This window comes from Paludicola sp. MB14-C6, assembly GCF_030908625.1.
Lineage (GTDB): Bacteria > Bacillota > Clostridia > Oscillospirales > Ruminococcaceae > Paludihabitans.
This window is the reverse complement of sequence record NZ_CP133133.1, coordinates 673,190-692,910: the sequence shown is the minus strand read 5'-3', so window position 1 is coordinate 692,910 and position 19,721 is coordinate 673,190. Positions and strand designations below refer to the sequence as shown.

The 19,721-nt window shown below is 34.0% G+C and carries 17 protein-coding genes and 1 tRNA gene; 13 read left to right on the top strand and 5 right to left on the bottom strand.

The window, feature by feature from the left end; all coding sequences use genetic code 11:
• Window positions 1-313 precede the first annotated feature (313 nt).
• A tRNA-Leu gene (locus tag RBG61_RS03285) sits at window positions 314-400 on the bottom strand.
• 388 nt (window positions 401-788) lie between these two features.
• Here RBG61_RS03285 and RBG61_RS03280 point away from each other — a divergent pair.
• Window positions 789-2,330 (top strand): DUF3794 and LysM peptidoglycan-binding domain-containing protein, encoded by a 1,542-nt coding sequence (locus tag RBG61_RS03280; protein WP_307945727.1) that lies wholly within the window; start codon window positions 789-791, stop codon window positions 2,328-2,330.
• A 35-nt stretch (window positions 2,331-2,365) separates the two neighbouring features.
• A complete protein-coding gene (spoIVA, locus tag RBG61_RS03275; protein WP_307945724.1) occupies window positions 2,366-3,844 on the top strand; it encodes a stage IV sporulation protein A in 1,479 nt (492 codons plus the stop codon).
• Between the two features lie 85 nt (window positions 3,845-3,929).
• Here the strand turns inward: spoIVA and RBG61_RS03270 are convergent, their stop codons facing one another.
• A complete protein-coding gene (locus RBG61_RS03270; protein ID WP_307945721.1) occupies window positions 3,930-4,745 on the bottom strand; it encodes an AraC family transcriptional regulator in 816 nt (271 codons plus the stop codon).
• A gap of 62 nt (window positions 4,746-4,807) precedes the next feature.
• Window positions 4,808-6,400 (bottom strand): glycoside hydrolase family 36 protein, encoded by a 1,593-nt coding sequence (locus tag RBG61_RS03265; RefSeq protein ID WP_307945719.1) that lies wholly within the window; start codon window positions 6,398-6,400, stop codon window positions 4,808-4,810.
• Between the two features lie 607 nt (window positions 6,401-7,007).
• Here RBG61_RS03265 and RBG61_RS03260 point away from each other — a divergent pair.
• The 4 genes from RBG61_RS03260 to RBG61_RS03245 all read left to right on the top strand — a co-directional run bounded on the left by RBG61_RS03260 (window position 7,008) and on the right by RBG61_RS03245 (window position 10,900).
• Window positions 7,008-8,633 (top strand): SulP family inorganic anion transporter, encoded by a 1,626-nt coding sequence (locus tag RBG61_RS03260; RefSeq protein ID WP_307945717.1) that lies wholly within the window; start codon window positions 7,008-7,010, stop codon window positions 8,631-8,633.
• Window positions 8,634-8,754: 121 nt separating this feature from the next.
• Window positions 8,755-9,474 carry a DUF421 domain-containing protein gene (locus RBG61_RS03255; protein ID WP_307945715.1) on the top strand — a complete coding sequence of 240 codons (720 nt, stop codon included), beginning with the start codon at window positions 8,755-8,757 and terminating at the stop codon, window positions 9,472-9,474.
• Between the two features lie 64 nt (window positions 9,475-9,538).
• The gene (locus RBG61_RS03250) at window positions 9,539-10,078 is read left to right on the top strand and encodes an inorganic diphosphatase (RefSeq protein WP_307945713.1); all 540 of its coding nucleotides are present in this window, start codon (window positions 9,539-9,541) and stop codon (window positions 10,076-10,078) included.
• A 114-nt stretch (window positions 10,079-10,192) separates the two neighbouring features.
• Window positions 10,193-10,900, top strand: coding sequence for a hypothetical protein (locus RBG61_RS03245; RefSeq protein WP_307945711.1), 708 nt, complete (start codon window positions 10,193-10,195; stop codon window positions 10,898-10,900).
• Between the two features lie 47 nt (window positions 10,901-10,947).
• Here the strand turns inward: RBG61_RS03245 and RBG61_RS03240 are convergent, their stop codons facing one another.
• Both RBG61_RS03240 and RBG61_RS03235 read right to left on the bottom strand, forming a co-directional pair.
• The gene (locus RBG61_RS03240) at window positions 10,948-13,380 is read right to left on the bottom strand and encodes a glycoside hydrolase family 2 protein (protein WP_307945708.1); all 2,433 of its coding nucleotides are present in this window, start codon (window positions 13,378-13,380) and stop codon (window positions 10,948-10,950) included.
• 166 nt (window positions 13,381-13,546) lie between these two features.
• Complete coding sequence (locus RBG61_RS03235) at window positions 13,547-14,149, bottom strand: flavin reductase family protein (RefSeq protein WP_307945705.1); 603 nt, start codon at window positions 14,147-14,149, stop codon at window positions 13,547-13,549.
• A 246-nt stretch (window positions 14,150-14,395) separates the two neighbouring features.
• Here RBG61_RS03235 and RBG61_RS03230 point away from each other — a divergent pair, with 246 nt between their 5' ends.
• The 7 genes from RBG61_RS03230 (at window position 14,396) to dprA (ending at window position 19,719) form a co-directional block, all read left to right on the top strand.
• The gene (locus RBG61_RS03230) at window positions 14,396-14,962 is read left to right on the top strand and encodes a helix-turn-helix domain-containing protein (RefSeq protein WP_307945702.1); all 567 of its coding nucleotides are present in this window, start codon (window positions 14,396-14,398) and stop codon (window positions 14,960-14,962) included.
• Between the two features lie 45 nt (window positions 14,963-15,007).
• Window positions 15,008-16,168, top strand: coding sequence for an O-antigen ligase family protein (locus RBG61_RS03225; protein ID WP_307945700.1), 1,161 nt, complete (start codon window positions 15,008-15,010; stop codon window positions 16,166-16,168).
• Between the two features lie 227 nt (window positions 16,169-16,395).
• Window positions 16,396-16,893, top strand: coding sequence for a translation initiation factor IF-3 (infC, locus tag RBG61_RS03220; protein WP_307947189.1), 498 nt, complete (start codon window positions 16,396-16,398; stop codon window positions 16,891-16,893).
• 39 nt (window positions 16,894-16,932) lie between these two features.
• Window positions 16,933-17,130: a 50S ribosomal protein L35 gene (gene rpmI / locus RBG61_RS03215; RefSeq protein ID WP_307945698.1), complete on the top strand. Its 198-nt coding sequence runs from the start codon at window positions 16,933-16,935 to the stop codon at window positions 17,128-17,130.
• Between the two features lie 25 nt (window positions 17,131-17,155).
• A complete protein-coding gene (gene rplT / locus RBG61_RS03210; RefSeq protein ID WP_307945695.1) occupies window positions 17,156-17,515 on the top strand; it encodes a 50S ribosomal protein L20 in 360 nt (119 codons plus the stop codon).
• Window positions 17,516-17,650: 135 nt separating this feature from the next.
• On the top strand, window positions 17,651-18,436 hold the full coding sequence (locus RBG61_RS03205; protein WP_307945694.1) for a TrmH family RNA methyltransferase: 786 nt from the start codon (window positions 17,651-17,653) through the stop codon (window positions 18,434-18,436).
• Between the two features lie 44 nt (window positions 18,437-18,480).
• Window positions 18,481-19,719: a DNA-processing protein DprA gene (gene dprA / locus RBG61_RS03200; protein WP_307945691.1), complete on the top strand. Its 1,239-nt coding sequence runs from the start codon at window positions 18,481-18,483 to the stop codon at window positions 19,717-19,719.
• The last annotated feature ends 2 nt before the right edge of the window (window positions 19,720-19,721 follow it).

The window sequence follows — 19,721 nt, the reverse complement described above, 5'->3', positions numbered from 1 at the left end:
ATGAGTACATTGAGCATGTGTGAGCGGTGATGAGCGGTTCAAGCACCTACATATAATACGCTTGCGACAAATATTGTATGTAATAACTGATCGGTAATCAGTGAAGTTGCGATGACAAGCATATGTATAATGATACTCCTGCTGCGTAGTTGCGTCAGCTACCTAAGAAAGGTAGATACCTCTTATAGTCTGTAATAGATATAGGGGGATATGTGTGTTATAACCAATAACAACTTATAGGCACGTTAAATAAATATATAACAATGCACTAAACCCACGTATTTTTAAGTGGATTTAGTGGATTATTATGTAATGGTGCCGGTGACCGGGGTCGAACCGGTACGGTATCGCTACCACGGGATTTTGAGTCCCGCACGTCTGCCAATTCCATCACACCGGCATTACTTAAAGTATTATACATGATGTTTCTAAAAAAAGCAATAGAAAAATGAATATTTATTGAAAAAATAATAGAAATAGAACGTGTTGTCTGAATTGAAATTGCCTAGATTAACTGATTCGTTAATTTATGTAATTTTGTATGCATACTTAATATGATTAAGCTTTCAAAGCAAATTTATAGATGTTTCGCTTATGGATCATTCGATTATTATATTAATTTTCCTAATCACTGATTAAATAGTGAAAATTATCATAAATATTGAATGGAATATGAATACTAATGCGATTACATATAGATTATACAACCAATATAACAAATATAAGCATATCGTGGACAGCTAATGAATAATATTAGATAGAAAATCATAAAAGGAGCGGAAGCAACTATGGAATTAAAGTTAACACACGAGTCAATCTGTATAAATGAGGTTGTTTTTGATGGAGTTTTAGAGCAACCAATTGAACTCGACTACTTATTACCTGATTATTGCCAAAGCATATTCAAAGTGTTGAAATGTAAAATTACTCCTAAAATCACATCACAAAGAATTATGAATGGCAAATTGCTAATTGATGGAGTTGCATACATAAAAATCATTTATGTAAGTGAGGAATGCTACCGTGTGAAATCAATTATGCAAAAACAAGTTTTTTCTAAATCAATGGATTTGAAAGATGCATTCGATAACGGTACAGTTAACGTTTATTGTAAATGTGATTATGTAAATTGCAGAGTTGTAAATCAGCATCGCTTGGATATTCGTGGTGCAGTCAGCATGAAAGCTATCATTATTTGCCCGAAAAAAATCGATATTTTAAGTAAGGCAGAAGGAATGGGCGTTCAAATTGATAATAAGAAAGTCACTGCATTGGGCGAAAAGTTGGCAGCTAATAAAGAGTTTTCTATTAAAGAGGAAATGGAACTCGGATATGGAAAACCTGGTATAGTAAATATCCTAGATAATACTGCAAATGCTGTACTTTCAGATTACAAGCTGATCCAAAACAAAGTAATTTTAAAAGGTGAAATTTTATTACATCTTTTATATAGCTCTGAAAATGAAGATAAACCGGAAATAATGGATTACAATATTCCAATTAGCCAGATTGTCGATGTAGCCGGTATCAACGATGAATATAAATGTGTTATCTCGTTTGATGTAACAAACGTTGATATTAACTTAAAGTCAAGCGGAGAAAATGCAAGTACAAGTTTTGATGCCGAATTTGTTGTTCGTGCTAATTTAGAGGCAAATAAAAACGAAGAAATGAAATTGATCAATGATATTTATTCAACAGATTTTAATGTACAAACAAATGCAAGCAACATAAAAGTAGCTCAACTAATATGCGTTGTAAATGAAATTGCTGTTTGTAAAAATGCTGTGAAAATATCAAAGAATGAGGTAAATTGCATCTACGATATTGTTTGTGATTTTACCAATGAAAGTGCAAAATTTAATGATGGATTCCTTGAAGTTTGCGGCAACTTAAACATATCAATTTTAGCTATGGATAGCGAAAATATGCCGATAATGATTGATAAAACAGTTCCTTGCGAAATGAAGTTAGAATGCAAATGTGGTGGTCCAGACGTTATGTTCGTTCCAAATGTCACAATTTCATCTGTTTCTTATAATCTAACTGCAGCAGATGAAATTGAAGTAAGAGTAGAACTTAAGATATGCGGTAATGTATATAAATATACTTTTTACGATGTGGTAAGTTCAATTGCAATTGATGAAAACAATAAAAAAGAGATAAAGGATGATGCGGTATTACGTTTATACTTTGCGTCCAGCGGAGAGATGATTTGGGATATTGCTAAGAAGTTTAATACATCAGTTGATGCTGTTATGTTAGAGAATAACCTTAACGATGATGTATTACATAGCAACGGGATGCTGCTAATTCCGATAATTCACTAATTACAAATGAACTACGACATAGGAGGAAAGTTTTTATGGATAAATCTAATATCTACGCAGATATCGCAAAGCGAACAGATGGCGATATTTATGTTGGTATAGTGGGGCCTGTAAGAACAGGTAAATCTACATTTATTAAAAAATTTATGGAAACCCTAGTTATACCAAATATCGAAAGTGAATTTCGTAAAGAAAGAGCAATCGACGAGCTGCCGCAGTCTGCCGCAGGCAAAACTATCATGACTACAGAGCCAAAGTTTATCCCAGAAGAAGCAGTGAAAATCAATCTCGATGGAAATGCTCAAATGAATGTTCGGATGATCGATTGTGTAGGTTATATCGTTCCAAGTTCACTTGGGTATTTTGAAAATGAAATGCCAAGAATGGTTATGACTCCTTGGTTTGAAAGCGCAGTACCATTTAATATGGCCGCTGAGGTTGGTACGCAAAAAGTCATCAATGAGCATTCTACAGTTGGCATAGTTGTGACAACCGATGGCAGTATTACTGATATTCCTCGTGATGAATATGAAGAAGCTGAAAGACGAGTTATTGATGAATTAAAAGATATCAATAAACCATTCATTGTTGTTTTAAACTGTGTTAATCCGCAAGGCGAGCGAGCAAAAGAGTTAGCAAAGCAAATGAATATGGCTTATAATGTTCCTATAATGCCTTTGAATTGCTTAGAATTAGATAATAATGATATTAAAGGTATTATGCAAGAGTTACTGTTTGAATTCCCAGTAAAAGAAATCGCAGTAAAAATGCCGAAATGGATTAATTCACTTGAAAAAGAACATTGGCTCAAAACAAGCGTTTTTGATGCAATTAAGCAAAGTGCCTCTCAAGTTAATACCATTCATGATGTAAACAATATAACAAATAGAATTAATGAAAACGAATTTGTAAATAATACAAGGGTTGAAGATATCAACTTAGGTACGGGATGCGCAACACTTGATATTATGCTGAATAATGATTTGTTCTATAAGATTCTAGGCGAAGTAACGGGTATTGAAATTACAGGTGAAGCAGACTTAATGCCATGTATGATTGAAATGTCTCAAATAAAGAATAAATATAATAAGATTAAAGGTGCATTAGAGCAAGTTGAGGCAACAGGCTATGGAATTGTTATGCCGACTCTGGACGAATTGAGGTTAGAAGATCCAGAAATTGTGAAACAAGGTGGCAAGTATGGCGTAAAATTACGTGCGAGTGCTCCATCTATCCATATGATGAAAGCCGAAATCAATACAGAGGTTTCTCCAATTGTAGGAAGTGAACGTCAATCTGAAGAGCTTGTTATGTATCTATTAAAGGAGTTTGAGGAAAATCCAAAGAACATTTGGAACTCTAACATTTTCGGTACGACACTACATTCACTTGTAAATGAAGGGCTACATAACAAATTATATCGTATGCCTGCTGATGCAAGATTAAAATTGCAAGAAACAATTGAAAGAATTATTAACGAAGGTTGTGGTGGACTCATCTGCATCATACTTTAATTCCAAAAAAAGCTTGTAGCATTATCGCTACAAGCTTTTTTTATATTGACTTTCATGCCATTAACTAAATAAATTGAAGGATGAGCTATTTCGTTTTATATTCCATTGGACTTATTCCACATTGGCGTTTAAAAGCTTTAGAAAAGACACTTTGGTCATTGTAACCACATGAAACAGCAATTTCATATATAGTTAAATCAGTGGTTTTTAATAGCTCTTTTGCTTTGCTGATTCTAAATTGAAGTAAAAATTCTTTGGGAGTAACACCTAAAGAATTTTTAAATATATTAGAAAAATAACTTCTGTTTAAAGATAGGTATTCAGCAATATCACTCACGCCAATACTTTCATGATAATTGTGCCTTATATATTGTACGGATTGTTCAACATATAGATTATCATGGTTTACATGCTTGTCGGTAATGGATAGTTGCTGTGCAATATTTGATAAGCACTGATACATTAACCCTTGCAGTTTTAAATCTTGTGAAAAATCAACTTGTTTACATCGAATAATTTCCATAATGCAGTATGTTATCTCGTTTATATTTTCGACTGAGGCAACGGGCTTATCTTTGCTGATTCCACACCGCTCTAAACATGCTTGTGCATCCTCACCGTTTATTGAAATCCAAATATATTCCCAAGGATAATTGATATCCGCTTGATAAAAAACTAAATCATTTGGTGTAATAAGAAACAAGTCGTTCTTTTTGAGCTTATATTCCTTTGAATTTGTTATATATCTACCTTCTCCGTTTATTACTACATGTATGATATAGCTTGAATGAAATCCTGGCCCATAGGAATGCAGCGGAGAACATTTTTGGTGCCCGCAAAAAAGCATTCTTATTTTAGATAAGAACATACTATCCAGTTTTAAAATCAATTCATCATTCATAAAGCAACCTCTTAAAAAGCCAATATTTGTCTATTATATTCTATTTGACAATAACATGCAATCTATACATGAAAGCTGGAAAGTCCGTTTTCTTCATACCAATCATATTTTTCAATATTACCGTTGATAACCCATGTAGATGGACAAACAGTATCCATCCAATCCAAAGGTTTGATACTATCAGATTGTTTGGAATTGATTTGGAATAGTTCTATTAGTTTTGGGCGTTGCTTTTCTGATAAACATTGCAGCTTTGCAGAAACAAACATAGGAGTACCGCTTCTTCCGATTAAATCAGCCCATTGACTATTATATCTCCAAGGTACGCTATCGGTAATTCCTATACAATCAGCATCAATGTCAAAAAATGTTTTATGTTGTGGTAATCGAAAAGCCAAAGTGTTAATTCCGTATTTTCTTGTTCTTTCCCAACAAATACCGCTTACATCGTCTCCGATACGCTGTATATGCATTAACCCTGCACCTAAATGACCAATACAATTACAACCTAAAATATAAGCATGACCATCAGTAGCGTCTAAAATTGTTTCATACAAATTGATTATAATTTCTGCAGTTGTTTTGCTTTTGTCTGCAAACTCCCAATCGCTTTCAGGCGCGCTAGGATTCATTTGAAATCCCCAGCAATTAAATAAATCATTAGTTGAAAAATCGTGCTTAATTAGTTCATATCCCCAATCTACTAATAAACGAATTGTTTGTTTAATATAGTCGAGTACAGCTGGAACAGAAGGATCTAAAACATCGTAATTCTTCTTTAAACGCCATGAACTAGGAAGCTCTTGATCAGATGTGTGTAAAAGTCTTACCCATATTCCCGGTTTGCAATTTTTCTTTTTTATAGCTTGAGCTAACTTCTTCATATCAGGAAATTTTGAATTTCCTGAATGCCAAGGTCCACCATTGTATTCATTTAATTTATGAGCGATTTGCCATCCATCATCAATAACCATAAACGGTCTGTTATCAATATTTTCACCAACTATTTTACAAAGCTCATCCGTATCTTCAAGGACTTGTTGTTCAGAAATATCGCCATAGCTACTATACCAGTTATTAAATCCATAAACCGGTTCTTTAGGTAAAATCGGATCTGTACACATTACCTTACAGAAATTTTGTGTAGCAATGAATGGATCGGTATGTTCATATACTTCATTTACAATAGAACATATTTTCAATGTGCGATTACCTAAAACTACACCGTTTCCACCATTGCGGACATCCAACCATAAAGTGATTCCGTTAGTGTCGACTTGCCAAAAGCAAAGTGAAGATGGACGAACCTTTACTCCGTAACCTATGGTTGTAGTTGCATTATTCATTAAGAAATACCAAGGCATAGCTCTATCCGGAACAAGTCCTCTCCATTCTAAATCGCCGTAGCTTCGCTCCAATGCGTCGCCTAAAAACCTACAATCATTTGGAATACTGATATTCCATCTCAATCGAATGTTTTTTAATGGTGTCTGTTTTGCTTCGACATACACGTCTAATCCTGAATTAGAATCCATACTGAAATAAACCCTAATATCATCTATATGGGCTGTGTTCTCTTGCTTTTTTAATTCATGTAAATTTTGTTGAGTCTCAACAATAATTTTATCAGGCATTCGAAGAATGCGTTCGTACATGGATAATCCCCCTTATTTTAACTCAGTTAGTTTTTAAATTAGTAAAATTTGCTGATATTAAATCAGCTAAATGTTAGCCTCATTATATCATTTCAGTTTATTTTGTTGAATAGGTTAATGTTATTTTTCTTTGTTTATTTGTTATATAATTTCATTTGTTAATAGTAAATAATCATAGTATTATATCATGCTTGAATTCCAGAAAACCAGTATTATGAAATCACTATACTCGTAAATGACTAATATATAATATTATGTTCATATGGCTGTTTGTTTTTTCACAATAGGGAAAGCGTAGTAGAAAGTTTCAAGCTGATTGTATTTTATGTTGTGGTCATTTATTTGTAATGACATCATTTCATCAATATAACCATAAAATGTATTCTATTTTAGTTATCTTTATTATCAGTTTCGTAGTTAACGTAAACTTATATTGTACAAGATGAGTGCTTTTTATTTGGTTTCTAAGGTATTTAGATCAAACAATAATATATTGTTCACAAAAAAGTAATATATTTTAGTAAAATTCTCACTGTTATGCACATAGTAAAATCTAGCTATTTATGTTATTATATTAATAAAATATGAACATATTAGAGGTGCATAAATGTTTCGGAAGTATTTCAATGACATGAGAAATGAATTTCAAGGCTATAATGCTAAGAAATTCTCTAAAGATTTAATGGCAGGTTTAACCGTAACTGCTGTTGCTTTACCATTAGCGCTTGCATTTGGTGTTAGTAGTGGTGCAGATGCTGCGGCTGGCTTAATTACTGCAATTATTGCCGGTTTAGTAATTGGTTTATTGTCAGGCGGTTCGTATCAAATATCCGGGCCAACAGGTGCGATGACTGCAATACTGATTGCAGTAGTAATGAAATTCGGTATGCAGGGGGTTTTTCTGGCCGGTTTGTTATCAGGAGTAATATTACTCATTGCAGGTGTATTGAAAATCGGTAAATTAGTATCTTTTATTCCATCAGCAGTCATTACGGGCTTCACTTCAGGTATTGCCATTATTATAGCTTTAGGTCAAATTGATAATTTCTTCGGAGTTACTTCAAAGGGCGAGAATGCGATTCAAAAAGTGGCATCCTACTTTAAAAACGGCTTCGATATGAATATATGGGCAGTAGTAATTGCTGTCGGAGTTGTTCTTGTAATGGCGTTTTTCCCTAAAAAGTGGAACGCAAAATTTCCATCCTCTTTGGTTGCAATCATTTTAGTGGTTATTGTTAATTCTATTTTCAATTTACCTGTTGCCGTAGTAGGCGATATTCCAAAGACGCTATTTTTGGAAAACAGACTTAATATATTTAATATTTCATATGAACAAATTAGCGGCTTAATTGTACCAGCAATAAGTATTGCAGCTTTAGGTATGATTGAAAGTTTGCTTTGTGGTGCAAGCGCAGGAAGAATGAAAAATGAAAAATTAGATGCGGATAGGGAACTTGTTGCCCAAGGTATCGGAAATATATTATTGCCTTTCTTTGGCGGTGTGCCAGCAACTGCCGCAATCGCAAGAACGAGTGTTGCAATTAAATCAGGACAAGAAACAAGACTAACAAGCATTATCCATTCAATCGGTTTGCTGGCTTCCATGTTCTTATTGGGAGGAGTAATGTCTAAAATTCCATTAAGTGCGTTAGCGGGAATTCTTATGGTAACTGCATATCGTATGAATGAGTGGAAATCAATTGGATATATCTTTAAAAATAAATTCAAATCATCTATTGCACAATTCTTAGTAACAATGGTCGCAACTGTGGTATTTGATTTAACAATCGCAATTTTACTAGGCGTTTTGATTTCCGTTTTGTTATTTGTTGTTCGTATTGCAAATGTACAAATTGAAACAACAGAAGTAGATTATGACAAATTAGATATCGCAGATGCGAATCAAAAATTAAAACTACATAAAATGAAAGTTACTTATATAACAGGCCCACTTTTCTTCGGCTCTGTAGAACGTTTGGAAAATGAAATTGTAAACGTAGTGGATTGTAATACGATTATTCTTTCTATGCGTGGTGTACCAATGATTGATGCAGGCGCAGCACATATGTTCTTAGAAACAATCGAACAATTACAACAAGAAAATATTACAGTTTTATTTAGTGGGTTGAATGATGTTCCAAAAGAAGTGCTGGATCGTGCTGGCGTTGTTGATTTAGTAGGCGAAGAAAACTTTTATTGGGATGCAAAACAAGCAATTGAAAGCAGGCTATAAACAAGCAAGGCCGTCGCTAAATTAGTGACGGCTATATTTCTTTCCTTTTGGCATAATATAATAGCTTATTGCAATAATAAGCTATATCACATTGTTATGCTTGATTTGGAGGAAATGATATATGGAGTATTTTGCGGATGCGTTTGAAGTTGCTTTAAGATCCATACTTTCTGTCGTTTATTTGTTTTTTATAACAAGACTGATGGGAAGAAAACAAATATCACAGCTATCATTTTTCGATTATGTAATCGGCATTTCGGTTGGCTCTATTGCTGCAGAAATGGCAACAGCAATAGATGCTCCTTATTTGCATGGCTTTTTAAGTATGGGTTTGTACGCAGTTATTGCAACAATTATTTCAATTGCTACGAATAAGAGTATCAAGTTACGGCGCTTTTTTAATGGAAGAGCTTATATGCTGATTGAAAATGGCAAAATACACGAAAAAAATTTAGCAAAAGTAAAATATGATGTAAACGACTTATTATCTGCGGCGAGGTATGCGGGCTATTTTAATATTGCCGATATTGAATATGCAATTATGGAATACAGCGGTAAGATAAGCTTTATGCCCAAAGCAAATAAAAAGAATGTAACCTTAGAGGATTTGAATATAACGGGGCAAAAAGAATGTTTGGTTGCGAATGTTATTATTGATGGTAAGATTATGACACGAAATTTAAAAATGACAGGATTGGATGATATATGGTTAAAAAAACAATTGGAACATCAAAAAGTTGATAAAATAGAAGATATTATTTTAGCAACTGTGGATTGTAATCATGAATTAGTTGTTTATAACAAAACACATCAATTACATCAGGAAACATTTATAGATTAGTATCACTTGCATTTGAATCGATTTTAGAGTATAATTTCTACAATTAGAAAAAGGAGATTAGTAGATGAATATTTGGCATGATATTAACCCAAACCGAATTAAACCAACTGAATTTGAAGTAGTAATTGAAATTCAAAAAGGAAGCAAAGCAAAATATGAGCTTGACAAAGAAACAGGAAGATTGAAATTAGACCGTGTTTTACACACTTCAACTCACTATCCAGCAAACTATGGATTTATTCCATTGACATATGGTGATGACTATGACCCTCTTGACGTTTTAGTTCTTTGCTCTGAAGAGATTATTCCGTTAACGTTAGTAAAATGTTATCCTATTGGTGTAATTACAATGATTGATAACGGAAGAAATGATGAAAAAATCATTGCGATTCCATGTGGAGATCCAGGCTATAACTCTTATACGGACATTAACCAATTGCCTGCTCACATTTTTAATGAGATGTCCCATTTCTTTAGTGTATATAAAGCACTTGAAAATAAAGAAACAGCGGTAAACGAGGTAGAAGGCGTAGATGTAGCAATTAACATTATTGATAAATCAATGAAACATTATCAAAACACATTTATGAATATAAAGAAATAAAATAAAGCAGATAGCACGTAATGTGTTATCTGCTTTGCTATTGTATTTTATGGAAAATAATAGTATCATAAGATTATAACATGAGAATAAATTATTATTAGGAGTGTGATTTGGTTGAAAAAAGCAATCGGCATTTTACTCTTTTTATTAATCGCCTTAACAATATCTTCGTGTGGCAATGAAAAAATAGAAAGTACAAATGAAAACAGATCCGACAATAATACAAATAGTTCACAAACTATATTTAATATGCCAGTGCAAAAAGTTACATTCCCAGTAAGCCAAAAAGGTAAAACGGAATTTAATACCGCAATATATGAAATTGATCCATTCACACTTGCAATTGCTTTACCTGAAGAATGGAGTATAAAAGAAGCTGAAATTCCAAAAGAAGGGGAAGTCAATGTTCATTTTCTCGCAAATGGCGTTTTTTCAATTGTGGATATTTTGAATGATGTAAATGAATGTGTGGGTTGCATAGGATATAATACTTATGACACAAATCAGAGTTCCGAGGATAACCCAATAACAATATACAATCAAATCGCTTTGGGAAACGGCTATCATTTTGATGCGAAAGATTCGTATCAACTAATTACCACAACAGAAACCTCGCGTACAGCCATAACAAATGTATTGTATTCGCCGGCTTTTATGGAAGGGTTAGGTTTTGAAAGGAAAGAGAAAACAAATAAAGGTATTTTGTCATATAATAAGAATCTATCCGTTTATATAGCTTGCGAACTGGATAAAGGTAAAATAACGGATGAAGAATTCAGTGCTATTGCCAAAAGCATTGTATTTTCAAAAGCAAAAAAGTAGCGTACAAAAAGGGTATCAACGTTTATCGTTGATACCCTAATATTATTTTATAAATACTTTTCAATAAAGTTATCGTAGTAACGAATTACCGGAGCAGTATCTGCTCTTAATGCATCAATACCATTAGTAAATTGCTTGTTTTTATAGTGCTTGATTGCTAGTTGCTCTTCTTGTGATAACGTAACATCTACTTTTTTATCAGCCATTAACATTAAGTACTCTTTTGTTCCATTAAAATCGCCACAGCTGGTAGTAATCCGAACAGTAAATCCACCTGTTAAGCTTTCAGGAATAGTAAAAGCAATACTTCCAACCTTTTGAGAAACATCTTCTGTTGCTGTTCCGCTAAATTCAGCAGATGAAAGAGTGTTATTGTTTTGGTTAACGATTTCATATTTGATTTTATAGTCAGCAGTTCTTTTATCATTGATGATGAAAAGTTCTGCGTTAAACGCTTCTCCTGCTTTATAAAACAGCTTATCGTATTTCAAGCTTGTTAAAACGCTTAAATATGCATCACGCATTACATAATAAGCAAGTTTTTTCTCGCCATAATAGTCTAATACATTGGAACATTGAATGTTAGGCCAAGGCTCATTGAATTGCCAAGTCATTTCACCAACGTTTTTCCATTGTCTTCTGCGGTTAGCCTCTAAAGAGTAACGAAGTGATTCAGCTTGAATAAATTGATTTATCTTAATATAATCTTGAAAAGGAATGTGATGAAGATCCCCAAATAATAATCGTTCTCTCATGCTGTAGCTATCCCAACCACCGCTATGATGACGCCATACTCGATTTTCAGCAGAAGTACATAGCTTTAGATCTTCAGGAGCGAGAAAACGTTTTAAGGTATCATAGTTGCTGATGCCACCACAACCAAATTCGCCATGTAGAATACTGTCTGAATTATTATAAAACTCATAATGGTCATATGCACCAACATAGCCCCAAGGTCCATGTACATCATGGTTATTCCCAATATCACCGACTTTTAGCAAAGCGTTTGGTCCGGATGCTGATGACGGTAACATCATTACATCAGGTGATAGTGCATCTATAGTGCCTTTGAGCATAGCAAGAGTAGAATCCTCAAAAGTTGCAGGGTGCCCCTCGTGGTCTTCTGTGCCTAAATAACGTGAATCGGTTAATTCGTTTCCACCACTCCATAACGTTAAAGAAACATGATTCCGTTTCAGTTTAACGTTGTGAACAGCAGCTTTATGCAATAAATCTAAGAAATGTTTGTCTTGGGATGGAACATCATCACATCCTGAGCTTGACATTGTGAATTCTTGCATAATCATAATGCCCAATTCATCACATAAAGAATAAAAGGCTTCACTTTCGATATGCCCGCCGCCCCAAATGCGGAAGAAGTTAATATTACATTCTTTTGCAGCCGTTAATTTCATTTTTAACGTATCATACGAGATACTGCCTAATGTGGAAGATAGGGGAACGATATTGGTACCTTTTAAATAAATCTTTTTGCCGTTGATTACAACATTGTATGGTAAAGCATCTTCTCTGCCATCAGCGTGTTGATATTGTAAGGTGCGGAATCCCACTTTATGTGTCACTTCATCAGAAAGTAGTTCGTTAAAGTATAGTGATGCAGTAAAGTCATATAACTTTTGTTCACCATATCCGTTAGGCCACCATAATTCAGGTTCGAAACCTATTTCATTTAATGAGATAGTACAATTGTATTTGTTGAAACCTTTTACGATTTTCATTTTTGAACCGGTAAATCCGGTGCATGGACCGTCTGTGCGTGGAATATTAAATGAAACGCCTACATTAATTTCACCATCTGCATATCCATCAATATCTAGGTCAATCTCCATATTCCAACCATTTTTGGTTCGAATCGGTCTGAAAAAACTGTGAGCAATAGAGGCAATTGAATGCTTGCTGATTACTACTTCATCATAAATGCCAAGGTTTACGATTCTAGCGGCAAAGTCCCATTTATAATTATAACGTGCCTTTAAGTATTTGGTTTTGGAAGTGTATCCTGGTTGTGCATCAGCAAAAGGTGCGTGTTCTAAAATGCAAACAAGAATATTTTCTTCGTTTACCTTAACATATTCATTAATAATTGCTTCAAAAGGAATATACATTCCTTCATGATAACCTAGTTTTTTGCCATTTAAATAGATTTGGGCTGAGTAATCAATTCCTTTAAAGGTTAGCTTTAGAATGTCATTCATATCGTCTTGCTTTACTTGAAAGGTGGTTTTATAAATCCACCAACGATTTGCAACCCATTCACAATTTAGGCTGTTTGTACCGAAAAATGGATCTTCAATATAATGGGCAGCTTGCAAGTCGTCATAAATACTTCCGGGAACAGAAGCAGGGAACCATTCTGTTAAACTAGAAAGTTCAGCTCCTTCTTGCATATGTTTTGAAAAGTCTGCTTGATAGGGCAATGTGCCTAAGACTTTCCAATCGTTTAATTGAATTGTATTCATCTCAATATCTCCTCTGATTTATGCTTTTTATATATGTTTATTAGTACTTCGTATTATATAATAGTTGTTTGAAAATGTATATCTGTTAATGTACATAAAGATTTATTTTTATTTAAGCAAATATGCACAAAACCTCTTTTAGTTTGATGAAATGGCTACTACTTTTTTATTTGCGACGATTTTTATTTAATTTATTGTTCTTGGCTTTCTTTTTCTTTTGCACAGAATAGCCGAAGCTGCCAAGCTTTCTTCCCAGCTCATAGTATTCGCCATGCGCAAAAGCAGCAATTGAGGCTTTATCTAAACGCAGTCTTCCGCTTTCATCAATATACTCTTCTGCAACATTAACAGCAACGATTTCTGCTAAAAACATATGATGAGATCCAAGCGGAATGATTTCTTTAACTTTGCATTCAAGGTTGAGAGGGCTTTCATCAATACAAGGACAAGATAGTTGACTTACCGGTGCTTTGGTTAATTTCATTTCCTCAAATTTATTCAGGTTTGCGCCGGAGCGTACACCACAAAAATCAGCTGCACGAACAAGATTGCTTGTGGTTAGGTTAATAACAAACTCACCCGAATTTTTAATGATGTCATAGGAATATCGTTCGGGACGAACAGAAATATATGTCATTGGCGGAATTGTGTTTACAATGCCTGTCCAAGCAATTGTTATGATATTAGATTCTTCCATTGTGCCGCATGTAACCATTGCAGGGGGTATAGGTGCAATTAGTGTACTCGGCTTCCATGTTTGTTTTTGCATAATTATTGTAATCCTTTTCTTGCTTCTCATTTTTTAAAACAGTATAGCACATTTTTATAAAAAACTCTATATGGAAAACCCTGAAAATATTTCAAATATGGCTTTTTTTCATAAATGAATTGTGATATAATAATGCTAACCAATTCTGAGATCATTTTTTAATCGCATTGTTGCTAAATATCATTATGTATTTTACGGGTATTTAGAATCGTATTATCTTATTTACTATATTATCAGGAGGGCATTATGGAAAGTAGAATTGTTGAAGTGGCACAAAGAATAAAAACCCTAAGAGAAATTCTAGACATTTCAGTTGAAGAAATGGCTGCTTGTTTAGATGTTTCAAATGAAGAATATCTATCTTATGAAAACGGAGATAATGATTTTTCTTTTACTTTTTTACATAAGTGTGCGCAAAAATTCAACGTAGATATTGTTGAATTATTGACGGGTGAAAACCCACGTTTGTCCTTCTTTACGGTAACCAGAAAAGATCATGGACTAAATATAAATCGAAGAATGGGTTTTCATTATCAACACATGGCACATAACTTTAAAGGTAAAATGGCGGAGCCTTTTATTGTCGAAGCACCTTATAGCGAGGAAGCACAAAATCAACAGATTGAGCTTTCAACACATGAAGGTCAAGAATTTGACTTAGTGTTAGAAGGTTCATTAAAAGTAAGAATGGAAAATCATATTCTTATCTTAAACGAAGGCGACGCAATTATGTATGATTCAGGACATGGACATGGTATGATTGCAACAAACGGACAGCCTTGTAAATTTTTAGCGGTTGTAATTAAGAAATAGACATTCCACAATACAGAGAAAAACGAAAAAGTGGAGTAGTTGGAGGTGTCTGATATACAAGAAGCCTTAACAAAGTTAATGGGTGAAAAAGTAAAGTCTTTTTCCAAACCACAATTGCTGTTAGCGATAACGGTGGCATCTATTTTTACCCATTTTATTATTACTTGTGCAGTTTTGCTGGGTGTAACAATATATGCATTGGCAAACAGCAATATACGAAAGATGATGTTTCATGCAAAAGGGCTCATTTGGCTGGGGCTATTTTCAATATTGATAATTGTTGTTCCAAGCTTATATGGTAGATGGGTTAGCGCTTTAATTGGAATTGCAGTCATTATTGTAATATTGTTTTACTTATTTGCACAAAGTATCATAACCGATGAATTGTATCACTATACTATTGATATAGCTTGCTTTATGAGTTTAATTTGCTTTATCGTAGCGTTAGGGCAAAAGTTGTTTTATGGATTTTCATTTCGTTCAACGGCGGGACTTTTAAACGCAAACTATTATGGAACAATTATTGAATTTGTAGTCTTATTATGTGTATATCGTATCATTATTGGTACCAAAATGCCTAATGCTTATATTGGGGTAATATTGATAAATATTCTTGGCCTATTTTTATGTGATTGCCAATCCTCTTGGCTTTCTATAATAGCCGGCGTATTCATATTAATTTGTTTTAATAAATACAAGAAATATGCACTTCTATTTTTAGCAATCGCATCTATTTTTGTTTGTATCGGTATTTTCGTTCCGGGAATATTGCCAAGATGGGATCGAATGCCGCAAACGTTCTCTACCAGAATGAACATTTGGAGGACTGCAATTCAAGGAATTAAAGCACATCCATTGTTTGGCCAAGGTACACTTACCTATATGTTTATTAACAAACTCTATAAAGGCTATGATACTTATCATGCACACAGCCTGTATTTAGATCCGTTATTAAGCTATGGAATTGTTGGTGTTGGGCTATTGATTACATATTTATGTAACTATTTTAAAGCATTATCATATCAAGTAAATAAAATTCGTTCATTGGTGTTTGCTTTTGTTGCTGCGGTTTGTGTTCATGGAATTACAGACATATCAATTTTATGGGTGCAAACGGGATTGCTGCTTTTATTTATTGCAAGCGGATGCTTTATTGAAAAAAAGAATAATAAAGATGAAATAATAGTTGACATGAAACCAAATTAGTGATATACTGTTTTAGAAAACAAAGAAGAACAGAACACGTTCTCACCTAATGGCAAATAAGTCATCTGGGTCAATATCGCTGATACGTTTAACGTATAATTATGCATATTGAAAGCGTGGACTGTTGTCTGCGCTTTTTTATTTGTTTTCCATTCAATTCAATTGCAACGTATGTTGCGTAATGTACATGGAGGTGCTTTACTATTAGCAAAAATAATGAATTGCTCATGAACGAAGAAATTCGTGACAAGGAAATCCGCGTTGTTGGAAATGACGGTAGTCAGCTTGGTATTATGTCTGCAAAAGAGGCGTTAAAACTAGCCGCTGAACAAAGTCTTGACCTCGTAAAAATTGCTCCACAAGCGACTCCACCCGTATGTCGTATTATGGACTACGGAAAATATCGCTACGAGCAAGCAAAACGTGAAAAAGAAGCTAGAAAGAACCAAAAAATCGTTGATGTAAAAGAAGTTAGAATGTCTTTGAATATCGATATACACGATTTTAATACCAAGGTTAATCAAGCAAAAAAATTCCTAAACGGTGGGGATAAAGTCAAAGTTTCTGTACGTTTTAGAGGTAGAGAAATGGCTCACACTGAAATGGGAAACGGTTTACTTGAGCGATTTAAAGAGGCTTGCGTCGAAGAAGGTACAGTTGAAAAAAGCCCTAAGATGGAAGGCCGCAGTTTGGCTATGTTTATTGCATCAAAAACTAATAAGTAAAAAACGCGTTAGTAAAAATTTACAAGGAGGCTTTACATTATGCCTAAAATTAAAACACACAGTGGTTCTAAAAAACGTTTTAGCTTAACTAAAAACGGTAAAGTAAAACGTGCTCATGCAAACAAATCACACATTCTAAATAAGAAAACAACAAAACGTAAAAGAGCACTTCGCAAGGGTGCTTACGCTGACGTTACAAATGCACCAGCAATCAAGAAGTTAATCCCTTACAAATAATAAGATACAAACGGAGGTATAGATTATGGCTCGTATTAAAGGAGCAATGGCTACTCGCAAGAGAAGAAATAAAACATTAAAATTAGCTAAAGGTTACTGGGGCGGAAAAAGCAAGCTTTTCAAAACAGCTAAAGAAGCTGTAATGAAATCTGGTCAATATGCTTACATTGGCCGTAGACAAAAGAAACGTGACTTCAGAAAACTTTGGATTACAAGAATTTCTGCTGGTTGTAAAATGAATGGTATGAACTATTCAACATTTATGAATGGCTTAAATAAAGCTGGCATTACATTAAACCGTAAAATGCTATCTGAAATTGCAATTAACGATGCTGCTGCATTCACAGCTCTATGTGAAACAGCTAAATCTGCTTTAGCAAAATAGTAAAATTAACGCCCGCGTCGCTTTGACTCGGGCGTGTTTTCGTATAACATGTGAAGAAATTTTGGTTGATTTTCCAATGAAATCATGATAAATTAGAGTGCAACCGATATACAATATATAAGTGAGGTGATATTTTTGGAACAAATAACATCAAAAGAGAATCGATGGGTAAAAGAATATGTGAAATTGAGTCATTCAAAATCTTATCGAGAAGAAAAAAGGCTATTTACAGTAGAAAGTGTAAAGTTAATTCAAGAAGCATTTGAAAACGGCATAAAGCTTGAAATGGTTTTTGTAACTAAGTCTTGTTATGAGAAAAAATCACAAGAGTTAGAAAAACTTTTTCAAACGACAAATTGTTATATGATTTCTTCTGATATTGAGAAAAAAATATCACAAACTATGTCGCCACAAGGTATTTTTGCAATTTGTTCTATGCTTGACAAAACGTTCTCAGTTGATACAATATATCATAAGGGTAAATATGTCATGTTGGTTGATTTACAAGATTCCGGCAACGTTGGTACGATTATTCGTACAGCTGAAGCAGTAGGAATGGATGGTATTATCTTAACTCGTTCTACTTGCGACTATTTCAATCCTAAAGTAATTCGTGGAAGCATGGGTTCTGTGTTTCGTATGCCAATATTAGTAATAGATGATGTAAATGGCTTTTTAGATAATTTAAAAGAGAATAACGTAAAGACATATGCCAGCGTTTTGGATGAAACAGCTCAAGACTTATTACAATCAGAGTTTGCGTCTTCATCTGTTTTGTTAATCGGAAATGAGGGGAATGGTCTTTCAGAGGATGTAATTGCAAATTGTACAAATCCAATTACAATTAAAATGAGGGGAAAAGCTGAGTCTTTAAATGCTAGCATGGCAGCGTGTATTTTGATGTGGGAAATGATGAAATAGCGATGCCATACTGCTGAAAAAATGCATTGTATGGAGGCTTTTTGATGGACGAAAAATTATATTGGGTATGGTTATCCTTGATTTTCAACTATGGAAATGATAAGCCAAATGAAATTCTCATGCGATATGAATCTCCGGAAGACTTTTATCACTTAACAACAGAACAAATGCTGGAACTTGGCTTTTTATCAGAAAAAGATGTGAAAGCAATCAAAGGCGTTAGTCTGCTTCGAGCAGAAAAAGTGATAAAAGATTGCAAAAAGCATCAAATAGAAATTGTAACAATCGGTGATAATCTATATCCCGAGCGTTTGAAATTGATTTACGGACCGCCAATTGTATTATATGTGCAAGGCGATATTTTGGGAATTGATGAAAACGTAGCAATTACGATTGTGGGTACTCGTAAATCCTCAGAATATACAAGCTATGCTACGCAATATTTATCCTATCATTTAGCACAAGCAGGTGCTATTATAGTAAGTGGATGTGCAGTTGGTATTGATACTGATGCACATATTGGCGCTTTACGTGCAAATGCAAGAACAATTGCAGTATTAGGCTGCGGATTAGATATTAACTACCCAGCCGAAAACAAAGAATTAAAAGAACAAATTCTTAAAAAAGGCGCTTTAATAAGTGAATTACCCCCAGGGGAAGCAGCTACGGGTAAAATATTCCCGATTCGCAATCGTATTTTAGCTGGCTTAAGCCTAGGCGTTTTAGTAACCCATGCTCCAGAACGCAGTGGCTCGCTTATTACAGTGGAACACGCTATCGAACAAGGAAAAGATGTGTTCTGTTTGCCACCATATAGCATATTTGATCCACAATATGCGGGCGTTATTAAATATTTAAGAGATGGAGCAACCCCTGTTTTTTCTGTAAAAGATATTTTAATTGAATATTACAGCACATATGCACACAAATTAGATGTTGACAAAATAATTGGCGATTATATCTTAGAAAAAAGACTAGAAGGCCGCCCTGCTAAAATAAGAGTTCCAAAGCAAAGCGAGGAACAACCAATTCCAAAATTAGATAAGCAAGAACAAGAAAAAATATTAGAAGAATATAAGCATGCAAATGGCGAAATTATAATGTCATTAGATGAAAAGCAAATTTTAGTATATAATAAATTAACATTAGAGCCGAAATTTATTGATGAGCTATCTTCAGAATGTAATCTGGATGTAGGAACAATTCTTTCTGTTCTAACTGAGTTTGAAATCATGGGCATTGTTTCTTCCTACTCGGGAAGAAGATATGCACTCGCACAATAATT

Excerpts from the sequence above, each read along its gene's own strand:
- RBG61_RS03280 (WP_307945727.1), top strand. The coding sequence starts at position 789 with ATGGAATTAAAGTTAACACACGAGTCAATCTGTATAAATGAGGTTGTT.
- spoIVA (WP_307945724.1), top strand. The coding sequence starts at position 2,366 with ATGGATAAATCTAATATCTACGCAGATATCGCAAAGCGAACAGATGGC.
- RBG61_RS03270 (WP_307945721.1), bottom strand. The coding sequence starts at position 4,745 with ATGAATGATGAATTGATTTTAAAACTGGATAGTATGTTCTTATCTAAA.
- RBG61_RS03265 (WP_307945719.1), bottom strand. The coding sequence starts at position 6,400 with ATGTACGAACGCATTCTTCGAATGCCTGATAAAATTATTGTTGAGACT.
- RBG61_RS03260 (WP_307945717.1), top strand. The coding sequence starts at position 7,008 with ATGTTTCGGAAGTATTTCAATGACATGAGAAATGAATTTCAAGGCTAT.
- RBG61_RS03255 (WP_307945715.1), top strand. The coding sequence starts at position 8,755 with ATGGAGTATTTTGCGGATGCGTTTGAAGTTGCTTTAAGATCCATACTT.
- RBG61_RS03250 (WP_307945713.1), top strand. The coding sequence starts at position 9,539 with ATGAATATTTGGCATGATATTAACCCAAACCGAATTAAACCAACTGAA.
- RBG61_RS03240 (WP_307945708.1), bottom strand. The coding sequence starts at position 13,380 with ATGAATACAATTCAATTAAACGATTGGAAAGTCTTAGGCACATTGCCC.
- RBG61_RS03235 (WP_307945705.1), bottom strand. The coding sequence starts at position 14,149 with ATGCAAAAACAAACATGGAAGCCGAGTACACTAATTGCACCTATACCC.
- RBG61_RS03230 (WP_307945702.1), top strand. The coding sequence starts at position 14,396 with ATGGAAAGTAGAATTGTTGAAGTGGCACAAAGAATAAAAACCCTAAGA.
- infC (WP_307947189.1), top strand. The coding sequence starts at position 16,396 with ATGAACGAAGAAATTCGTGACAAGGAAATCCGCGTTGTTGGAAATGAC.
- rpmI (WP_307945698.1), top strand. The coding sequence starts at position 16,933 with ATGCCTAAAATTAAAACACACAGTGGTTCTAAAAAACGTTTTAGCTTA.
- rplT (WP_307945695.1), top strand. The coding sequence starts at position 17,156 with ATGGCTCGTATTAAAGGAGCAATGGCTACTCGCAAGAGAAGAAATAAA.
- dprA (WP_307945691.1), top strand. The coding sequence starts at position 18,481 with ATGGACGAAAAATTATATTGGGTATGGTTATCCTTGATTTTCAACTAT.